General features: G+C 39.2%; 15 protein-coding genes and 6 tRNA genes. 18 read left to right on the forward strand and 3 right to left on the reverse strand.

The genetic code is table 11. The features are described from left to right. Positions 1-9: 9 nt before the first annotated feature. The 5 genes from FXN70_RS08870 to FXN70_RS08890 all read left to right on the forward strand — a co-directional run bounded on the left by FXN70_RS08870 (position 10) and on the right by FXN70_RS08890 (position 8,758). A complete protein-coding gene (locus tag FXN70_RS08870; protein WP_324647106.1) occupies positions 10-4,509 on the forward strand; it encodes a translocation/assembly module TamB domain-containing protein in 4,500 nt (1,499 codons plus the stop codon). A gap of 62 nt (positions 4,510-4,571) precedes the next feature. After that, complete coding sequence (locus FXN70_RS08875) at positions 4,572-4,907, forward strand: hypothetical protein (RefSeq protein ID WP_324647107.1); 336 nt, start codon at positions 4,572-4,574, stop codon at positions 4,905-4,907. 334 nt (positions 4,908-5,241) lie between these two features. Continuing rightward, positions 5,242-7,881, forward strand: coding sequence for a bifunctional aconitate hydratase 2/2-methylisocitrate dehydratase (locus FXN70_RS08880; RefSeq protein WP_324647108.1), 2,640 nt, complete (start codon positions 5,242-5,244; stop codon positions 7,879-7,881). Positions 7,882-8,323: 442 nt separating this feature from the next. Further along, positions 8,324-8,557: a hypothetical protein gene (locus tag FXN70_RS08885; protein ID WP_324647109.1), complete on the forward strand. Its 234-nt coding sequence runs from the start codon at positions 8,324-8,326 to the stop codon at positions 8,555-8,557. A gap of 21 nt (positions 8,558-8,578) precedes the next feature. Next, on the forward strand, positions 8,579-8,758 hold the full coding sequence (locus tag FXN70_RS08890; protein WP_324647110.1) for a hypothetical protein: 180 nt from the start codon (positions 8,579-8,581) through the stop codon (positions 8,756-8,758). A gap of 109 nt (positions 8,759-8,867) precedes the next feature. Here the strand turns inward: FXN70_RS08890 and rbsK are convergent, their stop codons facing one another. Next, positions 8,868-9,803, reverse strand: coding sequence for a ribokinase (rbsK, locus tag FXN70_RS08895; RefSeq protein WP_324647111.1), 936 nt, complete (start codon positions 9,801-9,803; stop codon positions 8,868-8,870). A 578-nt stretch (positions 9,804-10,381) separates the two neighbouring features. Between rbsK and FXN70_RS08900 the strand changes: the two genes are divergently transcribed. From FXN70_RS08900 to FXN70_RS08910, 3 genes are all read left to right on the forward strand, one after another. Next, on the forward strand, positions 10,382-11,632 hold the full coding sequence (locus FXN70_RS08900) for a NupC/NupG family nucleoside CNT transporter (protein WP_324647112.1): 1,251 nt from the start codon (positions 10,382-10,384) through the stop codon (positions 11,630-11,632). A 313-nt stretch (positions 11,633-11,945) separates the two neighbouring features. Beyond that, on the forward strand, positions 11,946-12,893 hold the full coding sequence (locus FXN70_RS08905) for a nucleoside hydrolase (RefSeq protein WP_324647113.1): 948 nt from the start codon (positions 11,946-11,948) through the stop codon (positions 12,891-12,893). Positions 12,894-13,218: 325 nt separating this feature from the next. Beyond that, on the forward strand, positions 13,219-14,280 hold the full coding sequence (locus FXN70_RS08910; RefSeq protein WP_324647114.1) for a diguanylate cyclase: 1,062 nt from the start codon (positions 13,219-13,221) through the stop codon (positions 14,278-14,280). Between the two features lie 90 nt (positions 14,281-14,370). Here FXN70_RS08910 and FXN70_RS08915 read toward each other — a convergent pair whose 3' ends face one another. After that, positions 14,371-15,867, reverse strand: a complete 1,497-nt coding sequence (locus FXN70_RS08915; protein WP_324647115.1) for a CoA-acylating methylmalonate-semialdehyde dehydrogenase — start codon at positions 15,865-15,867, stop codon at positions 14,371-14,373. Positions 15,868-16,182: 315 nt separating this feature from the next. Here FXN70_RS08915 and FXN70_RS08920 point away from each other — a divergent pair, with 315 nt between their 5' ends. Beyond that, positions 16,183-18,432, forward strand: a complete 2,250-nt coding sequence (locus tag FXN70_RS08920) for a TonB-dependent hemoglobin/transferrin/lactoferrin family receptor (RefSeq protein ID WP_324647116.1) — start codon at positions 16,183-16,185, stop codon at positions 18,430-18,432. A 31-nt stretch (positions 18,433-18,463) separates the two neighbouring features. Next, a complete protein-coding gene (locus FXN70_RS08925; RefSeq protein ID WP_324647117.1) occupies positions 18,464-19,270 on the forward strand; it encodes a hypothetical protein in 807 nt (268 codons plus the stop codon). Positions 19,271-19,446: 176 nt separating this feature from the next. Here the strand turns inward: FXN70_RS08925 and FXN70_RS08930 are convergent, their stop codons facing one another. Continuing rightward, positions 19,447-20,319: an ATP-binding protein gene (locus tag FXN70_RS08930; protein WP_324647118.1), complete on the reverse strand. Its 873-nt coding sequence runs from the start codon at positions 20,317-20,319 to the stop codon at positions 19,447-19,449. 159 nt (positions 20,320-20,478) lie between these two features. On the opposite strand from FXN70_RS08930, the gene FXN70_RS08935 reads away from it, so the two are divergent. The 8 genes from FXN70_RS08935 (at position 20,479) to FXN70_RS08970 (ending at position 23,839) form a co-directional block, all read left to right on the forward strand. Further along, positions 20,479-21,954, forward strand: coding sequence for a DUF3336 domain-containing protein (locus tag FXN70_RS08935; protein WP_324647119.1), 1,476 nt, complete (start codon positions 20,479-20,481; stop codon positions 21,952-21,954). A gap of 16 nt (positions 21,955-21,970) precedes the next feature. Further along, positions 21,971-22,771: a protein kinase domain-containing protein gene (locus tag FXN70_RS08940; protein WP_324647120.1), complete on the forward strand. Its 801-nt coding sequence runs from the start codon at positions 21,971-21,973 to the stop codon at positions 22,769-22,771. Positions 22,772-22,872: 101 nt separating this feature from the next. Continuing rightward, a tRNA-Leu gene (locus FXN70_RS08945) sits at positions 22,873-22,957 on the forward strand. Between the two features lie 63 nt (positions 22,958-23,020). Further along, positions 23,021-23,094 (forward strand) — tRNA-Trp (locus FXN70_RS08950). A gap of 150 nt (positions 23,095-23,244) precedes the next feature. Next, positions 23,245-23,329, forward strand: a tRNA-Leu gene (locus tag FXN70_RS08955). A 63-nt stretch (positions 23,330-23,392) separates the two neighbouring features. After that, positions 23,393-23,466 (forward strand) — tRNA-Trp (locus FXN70_RS08960). Positions 23,467-23,616: 150 nt separating this feature from the next. Continuing rightward, a tRNA-Leu gene (locus tag FXN70_RS08965) sits at positions 23,617-23,701 on the forward strand. A gap of 64 nt (positions 23,702-23,765) precedes the next feature. After that, a tRNA-Trp gene (locus tag FXN70_RS08970) sits at positions 23,766-23,839 on the forward strand. Positions 23,840-24,003: the final 164 nt, after the last annotated feature.

Here is a 24,003-nt window from a genome sequence, read left to right on the forward strand (position 1 = left end):
GTTTTTTCTATGGCTGAACAAGCGCAAAGTGTTGCAAAAAAACCTGCAAAACGCCGTATTTGGATCAAAATTATATGGCTCATTAGTTTTTTACTGATCTTATTGGTTGGGGCACTTGCGATCATGTTCTCTACAGATCGAGGCAGTCAGTTTTTATTAGATCGTGTATTGAAGAATCAGAAGATGATTCAGTATCACTATGAAGGCGGTAACTTTTTAAATGGTCTGATGCTCAGTCAGGTTGACCTGAATTTAGACTCCATTGAGGTAAAAGTAAAACGTGCAGATGTGGTGATTGGTTGGCGTGCGATTGTGCAAAAAGAACTGCATTTTAGTCGTGCCAATATTCAACAATTAGAAATTATTGATAAAAAACCATCTTCCAATGAACCATTCAAGTTTAGTCCAATTCGACTGCCATTCACCTTACGTTTAGACCAAGCCAAGCTTGATAAGCTCATTATTCAAACCACGACGACCAAAGTTGATTTTAATGATATCCATTTGAATCAAGCACTATGGGAAGGAACACAATTACAATTCCAAAAGTCACGCTTTGATATGGGCTATTTGGCAGTAAAAGATGCGACAGGTAAAATTAATTTTGAAGGTAAGTATCCACTGCATGCAACGGCAAAAGTAAATATTCCAGCGTTAAGTAGTATTAATATTCATGATATTGCCTTACATGCCACAGGCAGTTTAGACACAATTACGGCAGGAATAGCCACCCATACGCCAGATTTATTAACTGGGCGAATCATTTTGCATCCTGTACGTGAAAATGTCCCGATGTTTGGCCAACTTAATTTTAAAAACTACCATCTGCCACTTTTAACCGATTATGAATTATTTGCAAAATCAGGTATTGCCAAACTTAAAGGCACTGCTTCGGGGCTTAATATTCATTTAAATACGGCCTTAAGTGGAAAAAATATTCCGGAAGGTCAGTATCAAGCCGACATGTATACTGACTATGTGCATCAGTTAAAAATTAGTCATTTGAATGGTCGTGTGATGCAGGGTGCAATTCAGGCTGCTGGGGTTGTCAGTTGGGATAAATTTGTCGATTGGGATGTAAAGGGTCAAATGAAGGGCATGCATCCAACCGATCAATTGTTATCATCGAATATTCAAGATTTTTTACCTAAAAATTTAGATGGTCAATTTGGTTCGACAGGAAGTCTTGAAAAAGGGTTGAATGTCACGGGTATGGTGAATTTTGATAAAGCTGAGCATTTCAATTTTAATTTGAATCAGGCAGCGGAAATTCATCAAAAAGTACAGCCCATGCTAATAGCTTTAGATTGGAAAAATATTGACCGTGCAATGCCTTATGTCGGATGGGTGACTAGTGATCATGGTCGGGTCGATATTAAAGTGGGGTCAACCCAAACCGATATTCAAGTGAATACCCAAATTAAAAAGCATGAGCAGGATGTCTTACCAACTGGGCAATATCAGGCAAAACTATTTTTAAAAGATAATGACTTGCATGTGCCTGAATTTAAATATATCACCCTACAAGGTGGTTTAAGCGGTCAAGCGATTGTGGCTTTGCCAACCGATAAACGTGAGCTGAAATGGAATGCTGAATTAAAAGCACAGAATTTTAATCCACAAACTATTACTACAAGTGCTCCAATTGATTTATTGGATGGTGGCTTTAAAGCCAATGGCTATGCACAAAAAAATCAGCAGATTATAGAAGTAAAAGCACTGGATTTACGTGGGCGTTTACCACAGCAAAATAATGAAATGGTGCGTTTAACTGGTAACAGTACTGCTGCCATCATTCTTAACGATGAAAAAGCGGGTGGTGGTCTCAAAGGCTATGCGGTGCGTTATAACGGTGCTTTACAGTCAGACCGAGTCGCAAATAGTACGGGTGCTTTGCAATTTAATATGTCGGGAACATCTGATTTTATTAAAATCGCTAAATTTAGTCACGATGGCGTGGCAGGTAAAATATTGGCGGATGGTTCGGTAAGTTTAAAAAATGGCATCAGTTGGAAAGCCAATGCATCGTTAGTGCATTTTAAACCACAATATTTTGTTGCCAATACCACAGGCGAAGTTTCTGGTGTTTTACAAAGTTCTGGGGTTTGGTCAGATCGTTTAAAACGTATATCACTACAGCAGTTAAATGTTGCAGGTGTGTTGAATCGTCAAGTGATTCGGGGCAAAGGCAATTTATCTGTTGTTTTAAATAGTGGAAAAAATGGTTTAGTACCCGAGCATTTTGAGGCCAATAATTTATTCTTGGCTTATGCAGGCAATCAAGTACAAGCGACAGGCAATGCACAAAAATTACATGTCGAAATCAATGCGCCTGCGTTATATGCAATTTACAGTGGTTTACGGGGGCGAGCTTATGGTTATTTAGATTTCGTCACTCAGCCGCGACTTAAGGCAATCGCCAATTTGGCAGTGGATAATTTTGGCTTTAAAGATACGCTCAGTATCCAAAAGTTACGTGTGAAAGGTGAATTACCCACGTCTGATACAACAGCAACAGCCTTAAAAGCAGAATTGAATACCATGCATTGGGGTAATCGTGAGATTCAATATGCAGCGGTGACCATGAGTGGAACACGTAAAGCACATTTACTACAACTGCAAGGTTGGAACCGTTATTCTAAATTTTATGTGCAATTTGCAGGTGGCTTTAATGCCAATAACGATTGGCTGGGTCAGGTACAACAAGGGGTGTTTGACTCGGTACGTGCAGTATTAAAACAGCAGCAAAATGCCAATGTCATCTATCGTACTGCGAATAAGCAATTATATGTTGGTCAGCATTGTTGGCTCAGTAATGAAAGCCAATTGTGTTTTGACCAGCCGATTCAAGTCAGCCCGACTATGGGTAATGTCTCGTTTGTTGCAAAAAATTTAGACTTAAATGACTTTGCTGCCTTTATGCCAGATGGTTTAGCCATGACGGGTAAAATGAATGGCTATGCAAAAGCGTCTTGGGCTGATGGAAAACATCCAAATATTGATGCCAAATTAATCACGCAAAATGGTCAAATTGGCATGACAGCGGACGACCCTGATGATCCATCCACCACCACCAGTTACCAACAATTAAGCCTAATGGCACATAGCGTTACAGAAGGTTTACAGCTTCGTTTAGATGCAAAAACCGCTGATATTGGTACGGGTTATGCCAATGTGGTGATTAACCCTTACGATGATCGTTTGCCGATGCAAGGTGAGTTGGCTTTTGATCAAGTTGATTTAAAATTCTTAAAACCTTTTATTCAAGATGTGCGTTCGATTGGTGGCGTTTTAAGTTTTGCAGGTAAAGTCAGTGGTACTTTAACCAAGCCATTAATGACGGGTGATTTAAGGCTGAGTAATGGCAACTTAAGTATGTTGTCATTGCCTGTAAATATTAATAATTTGCAAATGTATTCGGCAATTCGTCAAAATCAGGCTTCAATTGAGGGTGCATTTAACAGTGGGCGTGGTGTAGCTAAGTTAAATGGTGTATTTGATTGGTCGAATGAACCTCACTTACAACTGGGTTTAAAAGGCGATAATTTATTGATTCGTCAAGCACCATTAATCACTGCTTTAGTAAACTCAGATTTGAATTTGGATGTTTATCCGTTTAAAAGAAATGTATCACTTAAAGGTCAAATTGAAGTACCACGTGCACTGATTAATATGCCTGAATCATCTAAACCTGTTGTGAACGTCTCAACCGATGTACGGGTATTGCATGCAGGACAAGATCCATTAACGATATTACGTCAGGCGCGACCATGGAATGTACAAGCAGATATTGATTTAAGACTGGGAAATCAAATTATTTTCCAAGGCTTTAATAGTCGGATTCCATTAACGGGACGTTTGTATTTAACTCAACGCGGACTTGAAACTGCCATGAGTGCCAATGGTGCGATTGGGATTAGCCAAAAAGTTAAAGTAGAGGCTTACGGACAAAGCTTGGACTTAAATCGTGCCATTGCGCGTTTTAATGGGCCGCTTTCTAATCCAACTTTAGATATTGATGCAACCAAAACTATTTCAAGTACGCTGGTGGGTGTGCGTGTCATGGGAACGGCAAGTGTGCCGAATATTCAAGTCTATAATGATGGTGGCTTATCTGAGCAAGAAGCCTTAAATGCCTTGGTTACTGGGCGAATTAATGAAGGTAGTAGTAGTTTAAGCCAAACTGAAAGTTTTAAATCGGATGTAAACAACACTTTAGCTGCGGCAGGGATTAGTTTAGGCTTAGGTGGAACACGTGCCTTTACCAACCAAATTGGTCGTACCTTTGGCTTAAGTGGTTTGGCATTGGATGCACAAGGTACAGGCGATGATACGCAAGTGAGTGTAACGGGTTATATTACTCCAGATTTATATTTGCGTTATGGCGTTGGGGTATTTACCAATGTGAATAAATTAACCTTACGTTACCAAATGAACAAACGATTGTATTTAGAAGCGAGTCAATCGCTAGAACGTGCGATAGATATTTTCTATAATTGGCGCTTTTAATTGAACCTTGATCTGCCAATATGGGCAGATCGTCAATCTTGCACCATGTGTGGAGACAGTATATGAAAAAGTGTTTATTGGTGATGATGCCATTATTTGCGATGGCGGGCTGTGGGCAATCGAAACCTTTAACATCACAAGAAGCATGGCACAATTTTTGTCAGACCATTCCAAGTGCGGCTTACAATATTATGACTGATCGTCAGCAAAATATTGCCAAATCTGCTGCAATTGAACATGCGAAAAAATTGCAAGAACCTCATGCGCAAAAATTCTTGGTAAATTTAATTGAAGAAGCCTATAAAGTTCCTGTTTATCAACAATTGAATCAGCAGCAACAAGCGATGGAAGATTTTAGCAAAGGCCGTGATGAAGCCTGTATGAAAGAAATGAATTAACAATAATTTAATTGAAGATGTCTATTGGTATGAGTGGTTAATCCAATTTAAGTATTTGACAAATAGGCATCTTTTTATCATGTTTTAATTTATTTCAGATTTTTACGCTTGTAACCGTCAATTTATGACACAAAATAAAAAAAGCAAGCCGAAATGAGGTTATTTTCAACAAATGACTATTTCAGAAAAAAATAATCGTCATCATAAACAAATGCTTTGGGTGGATTAACTTTTAGGCTCAAATTTAGTAGAATTTACATTGTCCAGATTACTTATGAAGCTATAGGACAGGCTGAAATCCATAAGTAACTTTTACAAAAAGAGGAATATCACCGTGCTAGAAGCTTACCGCCAACACGTTGCTGAACGTGCCGCACTCGGAATCCCGCCGAAACCCCTTGATGATGCTCAAACTGCTGACCTAGTCGAATTATTAAAAAACCCACCAGCAGGTGAAGAGGCGTTCCTCGTTGATTTACTCGAAAACCGTGTTCCTGCGGGTGTTGACCAAGCGGCTTATGTAAAAGCAGCTTTCTTGGCAGCACTAGCAAAAGGCACTGCAACTTCACCACTCATTTCTAAAGAGCGTGCTGTGTACTTACTTGGTACGATGCTTGGTGGCTATAACGTTGCCCCTTTAGTTGAACTTTTAGAAGATGCAGAATTAGCGGCGTTAGCTGCTGAAGCATTGAAAAAAACTTTACTGGTCTTTGATGCATTCCATGACGTTGCAGACAAAGCCAAAGCAGGCAATAGCAACGCACAAGCCGTATTACAGTCTTGGGCAGATGCAGAATGGTTTACTAACCGTAAAGATGTGCCAGAAGAAATTAAACTGGTTGTTTTTAAAGTCACTGGCGAAACCAATACCGACGATTTATCGCCTGCGCAAGACGCTTGGAGCCGCCCAGATATTCCATTACATGCCAATGCAATGCTTAAAAACGAGCGCGATGGCATTCACCCTGAAAAAGCTGGTGAAATTGGCCCACTGAACCAAATTAAAGAATTGGTTGCTAAAGGTCATCAAGTTGCTTATGTAGGTGATGTTGTTGGTACTGGTTCAAGCCGTAAATCTGCAACGAATTCTGTGCTTTGGTTCTTTGGTGATGAAATTGCTCATATTCCAAATAAAAAAGAAGGTGGCTACTGCTTAGGCACAAAAATTGCGCCAATCTTCTTTAACACAATGGAAGATGCGGGTGCTTTACCTGTTGAGATTGACGTTGCCAACATGAATATGGGCGATGAAATCATTCTTAAAATTGATCATGCAGCGGCAAAAGTCACTGCGTTTAAAAATGATGAACAAATTGCAGAATCTGACTTGAAAACGCCTGTACTTTTAGACGAAGTTCGTGCGGGTGGTCGTATTAACCTGATTATTGGTCGTGGTTTGACCACAAAAGCGCGTGAAGCTTTAGGCCTTGAACCATCAACATTATTCCGTACTCCTGTGCAACCTGCTGCAACTGGTAAAGGTTTTACCCAAGCACAAAAAATGGTGGGTCGCGCATGTGGTTTACCAGAAGGTCAGGGTGTTGTTCCGGGCACATACTGTGAACCAAGAATGACTACTGTTGGTTCGCAAGATACCACAGGTCCAATGACGCGTGACGAGCTAAAAGACTTAGCGTGTTTAGGTTTCTCTGCAGACCTTGTAATGCAGTCATTCTGTCACACTGCGGCATATCCAAAACCAGTTGACGTACAAATGCAACACACGTTACCTGACTTCATTATGAACCGTGGTGGTGTGTCACTTCGTCCGGGCGATGGTATTATTCACTCTTGGTTAAACCGTATGCTATTGCCTGATACTGTTGGTACTGGCGGTGACTCGCATACGCGTTTCCCAATTGGTATTTCGTTCCCAGCGGGTTCTGGTTTGGTTGCATTTGCGGCAGCGACTGGTGTTATGCCACTGGATATGCCTGAATCTGTACTTGTGAAGTTTAAAGGAAAAATGCAACCGGGCATCACTTTGCGTGACCTTGTACATGCCATTCCTTACTATGCAATCAAAGAAGGCGATTTGACTGTAGAGAAAAAAGGTAAGAAAAACATTTTCTCTGGTCGTATTCTAGAAATCGACTTAACAGAAATGGAAACTGACCTCACTGTTGAGCAAGCATTCGAATTGTCTGACGCTTCGGCTGAACGTTCTGCTGCGGGCTGTTCAATCACGCTTTCTGAAGAAAAAGTCGCTGAATACTTACGTTCAAACATTACCATGTTGAAATGGATGATTTCACAAGGCTATGGCGATGCACGTACTATGGCACGCCGTGTTGAAAACATGGAAAAATGGTTGGCAAATCCATCGCTTCTTCAAGCCGATGCTGATGCTGAATACACCAAAGTGTATGAAATTGACCTTGCTGATATTAAAGAACCGATTCTTTGCTGCCCGAACGACCCAGACGATGCAAAACTTCTTTCTGACGTTCAAGGTGACAAAATCGATGAAGTATTCATCGGTTCTTGTATGACCAACATTGGTCACTTCCGTGCAGCGGGTCAGTTGCTTGAGAAAGTGCCAAGTGGTTCATTGACTACGCGTTTATGGTTAGCGCCACCAACACGTATGGACGAACATCAGTTAATGGAAGAAGGTTTTTATAATACCTATGGTCGTGCCGGTGCGCGTACTGAAATGCCGGGCTGTTCATTGTGTATGGGTAACCAAGCACGTGTTGCGCCGAATACAACCGTGGTTTCAACCTCTACACGTAACTTCCCGAACCGTTTAGGTCAAGGTTCTAACGTGTACTTGGCATCTGCGGAGCTTGCATCTGTTGCTGCTGTGTTGGGTAAATTACCAACACCAGAAGAGTACCAACAATATGCTGCGCAAATTGACAGCATGTCTGCTGACATTTATAAGTATTTGAACTTCGATAAGATGGGCGAATATACTAATGCTGCGGATAAAGTAGATACCAAGAAAATTGCTGCTGCTCAGTTGACTTAATTATTTGATTATTAAGTTAAAATGAGTTAAGAATAAGGGTTGATTAATCGGCCCTTATTTTTATGAATAAAGTGAAAAAGGGTAGTGTTTCAAAAAGTATGCTGATGTTATTTTAATCGGATGTTAGATGTGATGAGGTCTTGAAAAGATAGTATTTTATTTGAAAATTTTTTCAAGAATTTTATTGACATTTTAAGTCAGTATACAATTTAGAACACCACCCAAATTAATATTATGGAAGGCGAAGAGTTTATTGATTGGATTTATAGCAATCTTGGAAAATTATCTGAAAATACCAAAGTTAAATTAGGAATTATAAATATTCCTAGCTTGAGTTGGATTTAATTAAAATATTCTTTATCTATATAGAAAACATATACATATTGTATTTTTATTGTTATTATTTACACAAAATTACATATAAGTAAAGATAGGTTGAAATGTGAAAAAAAAGATATTCATTCTTAGTCTAATTATTTCCCCTTTATTTGGCTGCGCATCCACCGTTGTAACTTATGATCATTTTGGCCAGATGACAGGTTCATGTAAAGCTGTGAAAGGTTTTTTGATTGGTGGGCGAGCCGCTTGTTATGGATATGCAAATCCATTAATGATGTCGGATGGAACATTAGTCGATATTCCAGAAGAAGCTAAAATTTCTTTACGTAAATATTAATTAAACAAATAGGATTCAAATATGAAAATTGTACTTTTAACATTTATCACATTAGCTGGGGCTTTAACGGGTTGCGCATCAACAGTTAAAACCTTTGATTCAAATGGCCGTCCAATTGGCTCATGTGAGTCTAAACTTGGTTTTGGTGGTGGTACGGCATCGTGTACAGGGTATGCCAATCAAGAAGGTAAAGATAAGTAAATAATAAAAAGCCCCGCATATTAGCGGGGCTAGTCGTATATGAATCAAGTCATATACTGTATGAGGCTCATCTCAAACTGTGCGTATTAAACCACAAAACAATTTAAAATTATAGTGCTGTTTGTGTGTTAAGAAACGCATCAATTTCTTCACGCCATGGTACAGAAGGCTGACCACCCGAACGGGTAACCGCAATTGCTGCTGCTGCATTACCAAAACGTGCAGCATCAAGCGCAGTTTTTCCTTCAAGCAAAGCAGTAACAAATGCGCCATTAAAGGTATCGCCTGCGGCAATGGTATCAACAGCTTTGACTTTAAAGCCTGCAACCAATTGCCCCTGACCATTTTCACTGAGCCAAACACCACGTGAACCCATGGTAATCACCACAGTTTTAATGCCTTTGCTATGTAAAACATAAGCTGCTTCGGCAGCATCTTTTTCATCGTGAACAATGACACCAGTTAAGCTCAAGGCTTCGGTTTCGTTTGGTGTAATAATATCAACTAAACGCAATAGCTCTTCAGGCAATTCACGTGCAGGAGCAGGGTTCAAAATAACTTTTACATTGGCTTGTTGTGCAATTTTTGCAGCAGCAATAATGCTTTCAAGTGGAGTTTCAAGTTGTAGCAATAAAGCCTGAGCCGAGCGAATCAGTTCAGCATGCTGTTGCACATAATCTGTGCTTAAACAAGCATTTGCACCTGCACAAATACCAATACAGTTCTCGGCAACGGCATTCACAAAAATCAGTGCAACACCTGTCGACTGCTGTGCAACGGTTTGAATTGCGTGTGTGTCTACACGGTCTTGTGCCAACTGTTGCTTAATCTGCGCGCCAATTGCATCTTCGCCTAAGCAGGCAATAAAACTAATGTCGGCACCACTACGACCTGCGGCAACAGCCTGATTGGCACCTTTACCACCAAAAGCAACTTGGTAATTGTGGCCAGTTAAAGTTTGGCCCGGATGAGGAAAATGTTCAAGGGTTAAAATATGGTCAGCATTAATACTGCCTAAAACAACCAATTTTTGGCTAGAACTCATGTTTAACCTAAATAAAAAAAGCTTATATTTGGTAAATGATACCGTGTTTGAACATAAATTAATGCAAAACTTGTTTTGTTTGGTCAGATTATTTGCATTGTGATGATGTGAATGTCGGGGGGAGTTGTCAGTTATTGATCGTATAAAAATAAATTTTAAGTTTTTTTTCTTTTTAAAAGATTGGCTTAACAGTATCTATTTTGAATGATGATATACAAAAAGCATCGCAAAAATTACAATAAACAAAAAAAGGGTCGATATTTTTTGTAAAATTTGTTAAATTTATCGACCTAGAAGTAGTTAAAATTAAATTTTTGTTGATTAACAAAGAATTAATTTTAATTGCTTCTTTTTTGTGCGCCTTATTTCTCTGTATAAGTTGTTTTTCGCATAGACAAAGTTTGTTGCCATTTTACATGGCATAAAATTTGTATTGCTCCTTTGGCTCAAGATTGAGTACGACTTATATAAATTTTTGAAATTCAACATTTTGTAAGCTAAGTGATTGCTCAGCTGACTGCTGTTTTATCGTCATTTTATCGATAAACCTTGAGCACGCTTAGGTTACGGAGAACTGTATGTTTTATTACCGTGGTCTGATTGGAATTTTAATTCTTTTGTTGATTGGTTATATTTTTTCCAATAACAAGAAATCGATCCAGCTACGCACCATTTTACCTGCACTTGGCTTACAATTTCTGTTGGGTGTTGTCATTTTATATATCCCTGCGGGCAAATATGTATTTGAACAGCTTGCGATGGGGGTAAATAAAGTCATTAGTTATTCAGATGCGGGAACTTCATTCTTATTGGGTGCTTTAGTTGGCGACAAAATGAATAAAGTCTTTGATGGTGCAGGATTCATTTTTGCCTTTAAAGTCTTGCCAACAATTGTATATGTGACGGCTTTAATTTCAATTTTATATTATTTGAAAATCATGAATGTACTGATCAAAGTATTAGGCACTGTTTTTCAAAAATTACTCGGTATTAGTAAAATTGAGTCCTTTGCAGCGGTAACCACAATTTTTATTGGTCAAAATGAGTTGCCAGCAGCATTACGCCCATTTTTATTAAAGATGAATAAAAATGAGCTATTTACCGCAATGTGTAGCGGTATGGCAGCAGTTTCAGGCTCGGTGTTGGTGGGTTATGCAGGTTTAGGTGTTCCAATGGAATATTTGCTTGCAGCATCGCTTATGGCGATTCCGGGCGGGATTTTGTTTGCACGCCTGCTTAGCCCTGCAACCGAAGCATCTACCGTTGAAGTGAAAGATGTAAGCTTTGGCGAACACAAACCAAGCAATATTATTGAAGCTGCAACCACAGGCGCAATGCTTGGTTTAAAAATTGCGGTGGGTGTTGGTACGGTTATTATGGTGTTTGTTGGCTTACTTGCACTCTTAAATGGCTTAATTGGTGGTGTGGGTAGCATTTTTGGTTATTCAGGTTTAAGCATTGACTCTATTTTGGGTTATGTTTTATCACCTTTAGCTTACATGATGGGCGTAGACTGGAACGATGCCAGCCTTGCAGGTTCATTGCTGGGTCAAAAATTAGCAATTAATGAATTTGTGGCTTATTTGGGTTTAGCACCACATTTAGCTGACCATACTATTTCTCCACATACAGCGGCAATTATTTCGTTTGGTTTATGTGGTTTTGCCAATGTGAGTTCGATTGGTGTTGTGATTGGGGCATTTAGTGTGGTTGAGCCAAGCTTAACGCCTGTATTGTCTAAACTCGCCATGCGTGCTTTGCTTGCTGCAACATTGTCGAACCTGATGAGTGCCACTATTGCGGGATTATGTTTAGGTTTTTCTATGTAAAACTTAAGCATTCCGTGTTGTATGCAGAAAAGGAACTTTTTAAAGTTCCTTTTTTAATATGTCATTTTTGAAATTAGAAAATCCTTTATTTCATCTAAAACAGATTGTATTCAAATAGATATTTGGACTGGCATGATATTTAAAATAGTAAAACAATAAACACCAAAAAAAACAGATTTAGTTGACCCTGCATTCTTATGGTTGAATAATATTCGCTTGCTGAGTATTCGATTTGGTTTTTGAGCTGAGATCGGTTTAAATACACGCCTCAAACGAAGTACTCGTTTTTATAGTTATGATAAAAGGTAATTCAATGTCTCAAGCACCGACTCAAATCATCATCGACACCGACCCAGGACAAGATGATGCAGTGGCAATTTTATTGGCGCTTGCCAGTCCTGAACTCAATGTTTTGGGAATTACCACTGTTGCAGGTAATGTGCCGCTGGATTTAACCCATGTAAATGCACGCAAAGTATGTGAATTGGCAAATCGTTCAGATATTCTAGTCTTTGCAGGATGTGATAAGCCTTTAAAGCGTGCTTTGGTAACGGCTGAAAATGTTCATGGTAAAACGGGTTTAGATGGGATTGAATTGCCTGAACCAAGCATGCCTTTACAAGCACAGCATTCGGTTGATTTTATTATTGAAACACTACGTAATGCACCTGAAAAAACCATTACAATTTGTTCATTAGGTCCAATGACCAATACTGCACAAGCACTATTAAAAGCACCTGATATTGCAACTAAAATTGCTAAAATTGTTTTGATGGGCGGTGGTTTCTTTGAAGGCGGTAATATTACGCCTTCTGCTGAATTTAACATGTTTGTAGATCCAGATGCTGCAAAAGTGGTCTTTGGTGCAGGTGTTCCATTAACCGTGATTCCATTAGACGTGACTCATACCGCACTCACCTCTAAAGCATGGGTAGATGGTTTACGTGCAATGAACAATCTAGTGGGTACAGCCGTTGCGGCTTGGACGGACTTTTTTGAGCGTTACGACATGGAAAAATATGGTTCAGAAGGTGCGCCATTACATGACCCATGTGTAATTGCATATATGTTAAAGCCTGAATTATTTACAGGTCGTCATATTAACGTTGAAATTGAGGCAGATAGCCCATTGACAGTCGGTGCAACAGTTGCCGATTGGTGGGGGGTAACGGGTCGTACCGCTAATGCTGAATTTATGAATACAATTGACCGTGATGGATTTTTTAATTTATTAACTGAACGTTTGTCACGTTACGCATAAAATTTTAGAATATGCAAAAAATCAGGGCAACTTGCCCTGATTTTTTTTGAAAAATGCCAAGCTCATTGTATTAAAAATATACTGGTGATTTGCTATGTAAAGATATTGTGTCATGCTTGTAAAAAAATTAAAATCTTTAAAATAAGATCAAGTGAATCAAAGAAATGATAAGGCACACAAACAATAGGCATGATTCTGTTGACGATTGAATCCTATTTTTTTTAATTCAAATACTTGGGAAGATGTAATAAATAATCTGATTTGGAATGCTTAGATAAAGAATAGTTAAACATAATTACGATAATGTTGATTGGTCGGATAAAACATGCCTTATTTACAAAAAGATGAAGAATTACAAAAAGCGCGCAATAAGCGTTTTGTTCGCAGGGTATTTTTCTTGCGACAATTAGGTACATTATTATGTTTTTGCTCTTTTTTATTTGTACTTCAATCCATGAGTTATGGTAGTTGGATTTGGTATCTGCTGGGCGTCAATACCTTTATCTGGCCAACCTTGGCATATATATTGAGCCAATTTGCAAAAGATCCAATTAAAATTGAGCAACACAATTTAGTTGCTGATACATTTCTTGGTGGTATTTGGATTGCATTAATGGGAGCTAATCCTTGGCCATCATTAATTTTAATCTCAGTTTTTATTGCAGATCGTTATGCTGCAGGTGGTTGGAAGCTTTTGCGCATTTCGATGTTGGCTTTTATTATTTCTTTTTCAATCGTTTGGGTGATCCTTGGTTGTCCTATTAATGCTCAAGTCACACCATACATTATGTGGTCTACACTACCATTAGCGACTGTGTACATGATTGCTTTAAGTGTTGTTTCTCGTCATCTTTCTATTCAGATGAGTGCTAAATATCGCAAAATTGAGAAAATGGCGATGATGGATCCACATTTGCATATTCCGAATAGGCGGCTTTTTGAGCAACGGTTGGTTAGTACCTTTCTGCAAGTGCAACGTAGTCGATACCGTGCTTATTTAATGCTTCTAGATGTTGATCATTTTAAAGAGGTCAATGATACTTATGGACATGAGACGGGTGATTATGTTCTTGCTGAAATTTCAAATATTTTAAAGGCAGTCATTCGACCCAAAGATATTCCTGCTCGTTACGGTGGTGATGAGCTTGCATTGATTGTTTTTGATTATGAAGATCAACAAGTTTTAGCATTGGCTAATGAGATTTGCCATCGTGTGGCACAATTGAAACTGCCGAATGACCAAAAATTTCAAACCAGTATGAGTATTGGGATTGCACCTGCAAAAGCATCTAGTTCGACTATACACTGGTTAGAACAAGCAGATAAAGCACTTTATAATGTAAAAAGACAGGGGCGCAATGGAGTGAAATTAAGTCAATTCAGTTAAAGTTCTGACTATTGATGTCGTATACATGCTGTAGATGAAGATGTAAAACACCATCTCGCAATTTAAGCAAGCGAGATGGTGTTTTGGGTTCTATTGAGATGAAGGCATCGCAAACTGCTTGGCTTCACGTACGCTTGCCGAAGGCCAACGTTGGGTAATGGTTTTGCGATGGGTGTAAAAACGCGCACCATCTGGCCCATAAGCGTATAAATCACCAAATAATGAGCGTTTCCAACCGCCAAAACTATGGTAGGCCACAGGTACAGGTAATGGCACATTAATGCCGACCATGCCGACTTGAATATGCGTACTAAAATAGCGTGCAGCTTCACCGTCACGAGTATAAATACACGTGCCGTTACCATATTCGTGATCATCAATCAGTTGCATAGCTTCTTGCATAGTATTTACACGAATAATTTGCAAAACAGGGCCAAAAATTTCTTGTCGGTAGCTGCTCATGTCTTTAGATACATGATCAATTAATGTTGGGCCGACAAAAAAGCCATTTTCATAGCCTTGAGGTGCAGCATTGCGACCATCCACAACAATGGTTGCCCCTTGCTGTTCGGCACTATCAATAAATCCAATCACTTTTGCTTTGTGTTCAGCAGTAATTACTGGGCCAAAGTCATTGGTTTTATCAGAGAAATGACCTAGCTTTAACTTGGCAATTTCAGGCTTTAATTTTTCGATTAGTAGGTCTGCTATATCGTCTCCGACTGCAACTGCAACAGAAAGCGCCATACAGCGTTCACCTGATGAACCAAATGCTGCGCCAAGTAACGAGGCTACGACATTGTCGATATCGGCATCGGGCATCACAATGGCATGGTTTTTTGCACCGCCAAGGGCTTGGCAACGCTTGCCTGCGGCTGTTGCTGTGGTGTAAATATATTCGGCAATTGCGGTTGAGCCGACAAAACTGACGGCTTTAATACGTTTGTCATGTAATAAAGTATCGACCGCTTCTTTATCACCATTGACTAAGTTAAATACGCCATCGGGTAAGCCGGCTTCTTTGAGTAATTGGGCAATAAACAGCGTTGAAGATGGGTCGCGTTCAGACGGTTTTAAAATAAAACAGTTACCGCAAACAATTGCCATTGGAAACATCCATAACGGTACCATCACTGGGAAGTTAAACGGGGTGATTCCGGCAACAACACCTAGCGGTTGGAATTCGCTCCAAGAGTCGATATCTGGACCAACATTTTTAGAAAATTCGCCTTTTAAAAATTCCGGTGCGCTGCAGGCGTATTCGACATTTTCAATACCGCGTTGTAATTCACCAGCGGCATCATGCACAATTTTTCCGTGTTCTTCACCAATTAACGCACAAATTTTTTCTGCATTTTTTTCTAGTAATTCTTTAAATTTAAACATCACACGCGCACGTTTAATGACTGGTGTATCCCGCCAAGCAGGGAAAACGGCATGTGCAGCAGCAATAGCAGTTTCTACAGTTTGTTTACTTGCAATGGCCACATGTTTGGAAATTTCACCGGTCGCTGGGTTATAGACCGCTTGGGTGCGCGTCGCTTCGGTAGAAATTTCACCTTGAATGAAGTGCCCAATGATGTTCATTTTAATATCCTTGTTGTGGGTTTTTAATGGCGTGGTACGTCCAGAATTGTTGCTATCGTTTTAGCATATCTTTGCGATGAGGTACACGGCTAAGATTCTGTTTTCCGTACATCTATATCAATTTCGGTGTTCATTTTTTTCAATTCAGTGACTTTATGTATTCGAAAAGAAATATTTGTAAATAGTAATAAAGTTGATTATCATTCGCATTTGTTTGGTTTCGTTTGCACTTATCTAAAAAGATAAAAGAGTGAATCAAAAACTTATTTTAAGAATGACGATCAATATTACTTGAACAATTAAGGCCGTTTTAGCATGCAACATTATCGAAATGCAGTTTTAAAAAACTCTAATTTGACTGAAAAAACTTCTTTTTTTCAGCAGAAGTACTTATCTTTTTATTTGTCAGTCGTGATGATGGGGATGGCAGGTCAAGTATTAGCGGCAGAAGAAACAGATACTGCGCAAGTATCCAAAGATTTACCAATTATTACGGTTTATGCAAATCAAGAGCCGAAAAAACCTGAAACGGTGACTCAAATAAACCGAGATAACTTGGATAAACTAGGCGCGGGAAGCATGTCGGATATCGTAAAATATTTACCGCTCGTGACTGCGCCTAAAGCGGTGAGTGGGGGTGGAAGTGCTTGGGATGGTGCAGGGACAAGTGGTTATAACATTCGCGGTGTCGATGGTAACCGTATTGGTTTGGATGTTGATGGCATCGACTTAGCCAGTGCTGCGCCTGAACCTGCATCGCTTCGAGGCAATAGTTTTGGGGTTGGACGAGATTATATTGACCCTGAAATGTTCAGTGAAATTGAGATTGCATCAGGCACAAGTAGTGTAGAAAAAGATGGTATTGGTGGGCGTGTCTCATTTAAAACCAAATCGTCAGAAGATTATTTGAGCAGTACAAAGCAATTTGGTGGAAGTTTTAAAAATGGATATAGCTCTGCTGATGATGCGTGGTTTAGCGCATTGACAGCGGCTGCGGGCAATGAAACGGTAAAAGCGCTTGTGGCATATGCGCATCGTGATGGTCATGAAACAAAAAGTGAAGGTAAATTGGCAGAGAATCCAGTGGATTGGACATCCGATGCAATTTTAGCAAAAGCGCTATGGAACTTTACTTCAAATCAACAACTTGGATTTACCTTCGATTATTATAAACGTAATGTAGATCGTTTCATCGATAGTCAAACCCTTGGACGGACTTATCCGCGAGGGGGATCACAAAATGAAGTGGCAGAACGCAGTCGTTATGCGCTGGATTATGTATTAAAAAGTGATGCTATGCTTTTAGATCGTTTAAGCGCTCAGGTGTATTATCAAAAAACCACGAATGATAATTTGATGAATGCTTTTTATTTAACGTATCCGCGAAAAATTCAAAATAATTTTAGTAGTGAAGTCTGGGGATTAAATGCTCAAGCTCAAAAAACATGGAAAAATCATCAATTTAATTATGGTTTCGATGCCAGCCAAAGTAAAGATGATCGACCATGGATTTCGACCAATTTAACCACTGGTGCGGTCACGAATACGAATTTTATGGTGGCATCCGACACACAAAAATATGCGGCTTATTTCAATGACACCATGACTTTTAATGTGGCGGATCGTGATTTACAGGTGATTCCTGGGTTGCGTGCAGAATATCAAAAGTTTGACCCTAAAAATACTTCAACGGTATTGTTGACGGCACAAAAGCAAGATCAAGTCCAAACCAACAGTAGTCACTATGTCGCGCCAAATTTTGCCATTTCTTATCAATTAAGTCCTGATTATTACAGTTATTTCAAATACAACCGTGGTGTGCGTGTGCCAAGTGCTACGGAAATGGCTGGAAGCTACAACCCCGGGCGTGGCTATTCTGTTATTGGCAATACAGAGTTGAAAAAAGAAACCAGTGATGCCTTTGAATTGGGCTTAAAAATGACCCCTATTGAGGGTATTGGTTTTAATATTTCAGGTTTTTATACGAAATATCATAACTTTGTTGATTATGCCGAACTGCCTCAAGCGCTTGATCGTGATATGTTTACTTACCAACTACAGAATATTGCCAATGTCAATATTTGGGGGGCTGAGCTTTCTACTCGGGTTGATTTAGGGCAATTTATTGATCATGCCGATGGCTTTAGTTTGGCACTTGTGGCAGGGAAGACCAAAGGCAATGCCAAAAATAGTGCGGGGGATAAAACCAATGTGAATTCGGTACAGCCTGAAAAAGCCAGCTTTACTTTTGGTTATGATGCACCAGAACATGTGTTTGGCTTAGGACTAACAGCCACAGCCGTTGGCTCTAAATTGGCAACGCAAGATGCCAGTATCGACAGTTCTGGCAATAACTATCGCCGTGTTGCAGGTTATAGTATTTACGATTTATCGAGCTATTGGAATATCACTAAATTTATGAAAATTAATCTAAATCTGAACAATATCTTTGATAAAAAATATTGGGAATACGCAACAGTTGGCACATTAACCTCAGACAATTTAATCGACCGCGCCACCATGCCAGGTCGTAATGTTGTCGCAAGTTTAGAGTTTAAATTTTAATTTTTAATCAGAAATGTTTTGAGTAATTTATATGAAAAATCTTAAATTAGCCGTATTGGGTTGTGCAGTCTTATGTAGTTCCATGACAATGGCTGTACCCACAATCAACTCTTTACAAACACAAGCTTATGGTTTGTATGCGCTGTATCATCCAGAAGTAAAAAATACAAATGTATCTACATTTAGTCAAAGTTTTGCTGAAGACTATAACGACCTATTTAAAAATCAAAAAAGCGTTAATCGAGAACAATATCTTCAATTTGAGCAGGAACGATTAGCATCGGTGATGCAGCAACGCCGTGATATGTCGGTGAAACAAGCACATGTTCGTTTTGGGGTATTAAATAGTAATAAAGACGATAAAATTACTTTAAAAGAATATCAGGCGGTGGGTTTAAAAACCTTTGATCATTTTGATAAAAATCAAGATGGGCTTGTAAATGCGGCGGATGCACAATTGGACAAAACCCCTACAGGGACGCACGATGGCTTAAAAATCAAATCACCACTTTCAATGCCAATGCCATCTACCGTGAATGATTTTATTCAGATGTATGCGGTAAATAATAACTCGTATGTGACATTGGGCGATTATTTAAGCCATCGCGACCAACAATTTTTTGCAACCGATACCAATAAAGATGGGGTATTGTCTGAGCAAGAATACGTGACTGAATTTACCCAACGATATGATGAGCATTCTGCCAAAGCAAAGAGCGAATATGATGTGATTTTTACACAGCAATTCCAAAGTATTGCAGGTAAAAAAGATCGTATTACCCAAAAAGATCTTCAGAATTATGCAAAAAAGCTCTACAAGAGCCTTGATGTGAAGTGATTTAAAGCAATATAAAACATGCTTTAACGATCTTAGAGCTAAAATGAAGCAGATGAATTGAACGATTTATCTGCTTTGTCTGTGCAAAAAAACTTTAATCACACTCAACTAGAGCAAAGCATGAGTAACTCAAATGCTTTGCGTGAAATAATGAAAGAAAAGATGCCACATGCAAACTACAGTTGATTTAATTGATTTAAACCAATCCAATGTTTAGAAAATTGATAAGCGGCACGTCCGGAACGCTGCCCTCGCATTTGACACCAACGTAAGGCTTCTGCACGAACATTATCGTCAAAATCTAGATGAGATAGCGCTAAATAATGTGCCACAATGTCTAAATATAACGCCTGATCCATTGGATAAAAGGATAGCCACAAGCCAAAACGATCAGACAATGAAATTTTTTCCTCAACTGCTTCTTGTGGATGTAACTCGGTATATTGTGGTACATCTACTTTGGTGATGGGCGTGTTTTCATGCATAAATTCGGGCAATAAATGGCGGCGGTTACTGGTCGCATAAATCATAAAATTATGCTGTCCCGACTCTAAAGACCCATCTAAGACACTTTTTAAGCTGCGGTAATTTTCATCTTCAGCATTAAAAGCAAGGTCATCGCAGTACACAATATACTTTTCAGGTCGGTCTTGAATAAGTTTCTGAATTTCGGCCAAATCAGATAAATCATCCCGTTCAATTTCAATTAAACGTAAGCCTTGATCGGCATACTCTGTGAGTAATGCCCGAACCATCGAAGATTTTCCGGTGCCTCTGGAGCCGGTCAGCAACACATCATTGGCAGGGAAGCCATTTAAAAATTGTAAGGTATTTTGAATAACTTTTTGTTTTTGTCGTTCAATACCTTTTAAATCATCAAGTCGAATTTTCTTAGGTTGATGAATGGGTTTGAGTTGCTGTTGCTGCCATTTGTAGGCAGGTGCAGAAAAATCAATTGCGGTCTTAACAGGAGGCAACGTCTGTTGGAATCGCTCTAGTACATTGTGTACTAAGCTGAGCATATCGTCCGAAATTTCAAATTGAGTCATAGTCATTCTTCAGATGAATTAAAAGGCGCATCTAAGTATTTGGGGGAATTGCATGAAATTAATCAAAATAGCAATTGATCTTCATATTAGACATAAGTTAACGTGAAAGAAATAACCAATTGAATTAAACCATCAAGATGGTTGGGTGACTGAGAAAACATGCTGACGATATTAACTGACTATACGCAAAAAAATCGAATTCATCAGTTGCAAGCACAGCTTGCGCATGCGCACAACTATCAAGAATGGAAAGAAATAGCCTTACAATTAGATGAAGAATCGGGCATTCAGCAGTGGAAATACGAAAATTCCTCACCTTATTTTGATGCAGAAGTGATTGCACATCGCTTAGGTTTACTTAAAAAATACCGTCAACAGAATCGTATTAAAGATTTAATTTATATTTTACGTGAAGGTTTAACCTACGATATTGCCAATATTTGCCATCCAATGTTGTTTGTGGTGTGTCATGTTGGAACCAAAAAAATCATTGAAGAATATATTGATGAGGTCAATTTAGGCTTAAAGTATGTGGCAGAAAGTGAATCTTTAGACTTCTCACTTGCTGAAAAAATTCAATTTTTTAAAAATTGTCAGGTGGCTTATGGTCAGCCTGCACTCATGTTTTCAGGTGGTGCGACTTTAGGTTTATTTCATAGCGGCGTATGTAAGGTGCTACGTGAACATGACCTAATGCCGCGGGTGTTGTCGGGGTCAAGTGCAGGCGCAATTATGGCAGCAATGCTAGGCGTATCTAGCCCTGAGGAGACCGACCGTATTTTAACGGGGCAGCATATTTTTAGTGATGCTTTTCAGTTTAGGTCGTTTAAGTCATTATGGAAAGACAAAGGCGGTTTTGCTGATGTGCGTCATTTAAAACGCTTTCTGGTGCAAAACTTAGGTGATTTAACCTTTGAAGAAGCACATCAGCGTTCAGGACTCAATATTAATATTGCAGTTGCTCCTTACGATGCCTCGCAAAATGCCTCAATTTTAAATCGTTTTACCGCACCCGATTTATTGGTGTGGAGTGCCGTACTTGCCTCATGTGCGGTACCGATTTTATTTCCACCTGTAAAGTTAACCGCAAAGCGTTATGATGGTCAGCATACGCCGTTTATGGCCAATACCTTTTGGGTGGATGGCAGCATGCGTAGTGATTTTCCACAAGAAAAAATGTCACGTTTATATAATATTAATTACACCATTGCTTGTCAGGTGAATCCGCATATTGTGCCGTTTATGCAAAGCGATGCCGAACGTTATCGCCGTGATTTACTCAGTTGGCCTGAGCGAATTATTCGCCGTCAGGGCAAAGTTATTACGAAGGGCTTAATGGATTTTACTCGTGAACGGATTGGCTCTGTGCCACAAGTTCGGCGTTTGTTGGATAATGTGCATGGCATTGTAGATCAGCGTTACTATGGCGATGTGAATATTTTTGCTCATTATAATTTAAAGCATTATATGTACATGATGCAGAATCCACGTCCTGAATTATTTAAAATCTTGCAAAAAGAAGGCGAGCGCGCTACATGGCCTAAAGTTTCAGTAATTGAGATTCATGCACGCATTGGGAAAACCATTGAACATCTCTTAGTAGATTTAACCCAAGCAAATACTCGTAACCCTTAAGCTATTGCATTTTTCAATGACAAATCCATTATTTAATCCACAGGATTATGCGTTGATGATAGAGAAAACGCCGCTTCAAAGTCTTGCTTTGGGGCGGCATATCTATCTATTACAGCAAGAAGCGCACTATTTTTGGTTAAAAGCACAAGATGCGAGTGGTCATCCTCAATGGATGAATGGTTTTCAGCGAGAGCTTGAAATTTATCATCATTATTCATCAGCAACATTTATCTTGCCTGCACAACTTTTAAAATCAGATCCGCAGCAAGCTTTTCCCAATTTATTGAAAATTGAATATGCGGCACCTGCATTGTCTGAACTGCAATGCTTATCTATACGACAAATTCAACAAAAGCTGTATACCATTTTGGATGCAGTTGCTGCTTTGCATCAAAGTGGTTGGTTGCATGGTGATTTAAAAGCATCGCATTTACGCCAATATGGACAACAGGTAAAACTGATTGATTTTGAACAAGCACAATTAATTGTTGAAAGTAAGCAACTTCAGCCGATGGATGCAACGCCACGTTACATGGCACCCGAATTATTTCATTTGGCTGCTAAAAGTGTGCAAAGCGATTTATATGCCTTAGGCATTGTTTTTTATGAATGGCTAAGCACTCGAAAAATTCAGATTGTGAATTATGATGATTGGGCAGTTTATCATTGTCAGCAGTCGGACTTTCAGTTGCCAGAGCATTTACAACAGTTTCAAGCTTTGTTAAACGGATTACTTGCAAAACAAAAAACAGCCCGTTTTATTACAGCGCAACATGCAATGCAGTGTTTGAATGCGTGTGAATGGCTTGGGCAATAGCTTGTTTGGTATTAAGTGTTTTTTATTTAAGCATTCAAATGGTTTTTGCAGAAATAAGACTTGTTAATTTGCGCGTGCATGGTTAATATAGCGACCAAGTTGGGGGCGTGGCGAAATTGGTAGACGCACTGGATTTAGGTTCCAGCGCCGCAAGGTGTAAGAGTTCGAGTCTCTTCGCCCCCACCAAATTTAAAAAGCAAGACAATCGACTTGCTTTTTTTATGAAGAAAAGATTAAGCTTCATAAAATAGAGGATTGGTGTAATGGTAGCATGACGGTCTCCAAAACCGTTCGTCAAGGTTCGAGTCCTTGATCCTCTGCCAAATATTTTAAAAGCTCAACATTGGTTGGGCTTTTTTATTGCCTGAAATTTAAGATTCAGAAAAAGTTTGAAAATGCTCTTATTTTATAACCAGTTGATTGAGTAAGGGCTTGCCAAAGTGAGCGATGCTCGCTAATATAGCGACCAAGTTGGGGGCGTGGCGAAATTGGTAGACGCACTGGATTTAGGTTCCAGCGCCGCAAGGTGTAAGAGTTCGAGTCTCTTCGCCCCCACCAAATTTAAAAAGCAAGACAATAGACTTGCTTTTTTTATGAAGTAAAGATTAAGCTTCATAAAATAGAGGATTGGTGTAATGGTAGCATGACGGTCTCCAAAACCGTTCGTCAAGGTTCGAGTCCTTGATCCTCTGCCAAATATTTTAAAAGCTCAACATTGGTTGGGCTTTTTTATTGCCTGAAATTTAAGATTAAGAAAAAGTTTGAAAATGCTCTTATTTTATAACCAGTTGATTGAGTAGGGGCTTGCCAAAGTGAGCGATGCTCGCTAATATAGCGACCAAGTTGGGGGCGTGGCGAAATTGGTAGACGCACTGGATTTAGGTTCCAGCGCCGCAAGGTGTAAGAGTTCGAGTCTCTTCGCCCCCACCAAATTTAAAAAGCAAGACAATCGACTTGCTTTTTTTATGAAGAAAAGATTAAGCTATCATAAAATAGAGGATTGGTGTAATGGTAGCATGACGGTCTCCAAAACCGTTCGTCAAGGTTCGAGTCCTTGATCCTCTGCCACATATTTTAAAAGCTCAACATTGGTTGGGCTTTTTTATTGGGTGGATTTAAGTAGTAAGTGTAGCCGTATAAAGCATAATTATTATTTTACTCGGTGTTTTTCACACGAGGTTTTCGCTTAAATAGGCTCAATTCAGTTTTAAAATTTGTCATAACATGCGCTT

The sequence above is a fragment of the Acinetobacter sp. MD2 genome, assembly GCF_035615575.1.
GTDB lineage: Bacteria > Pseudomonadota > Gammaproteobacteria > Pseudomonadales > Moraxellaceae > Acinetobacter.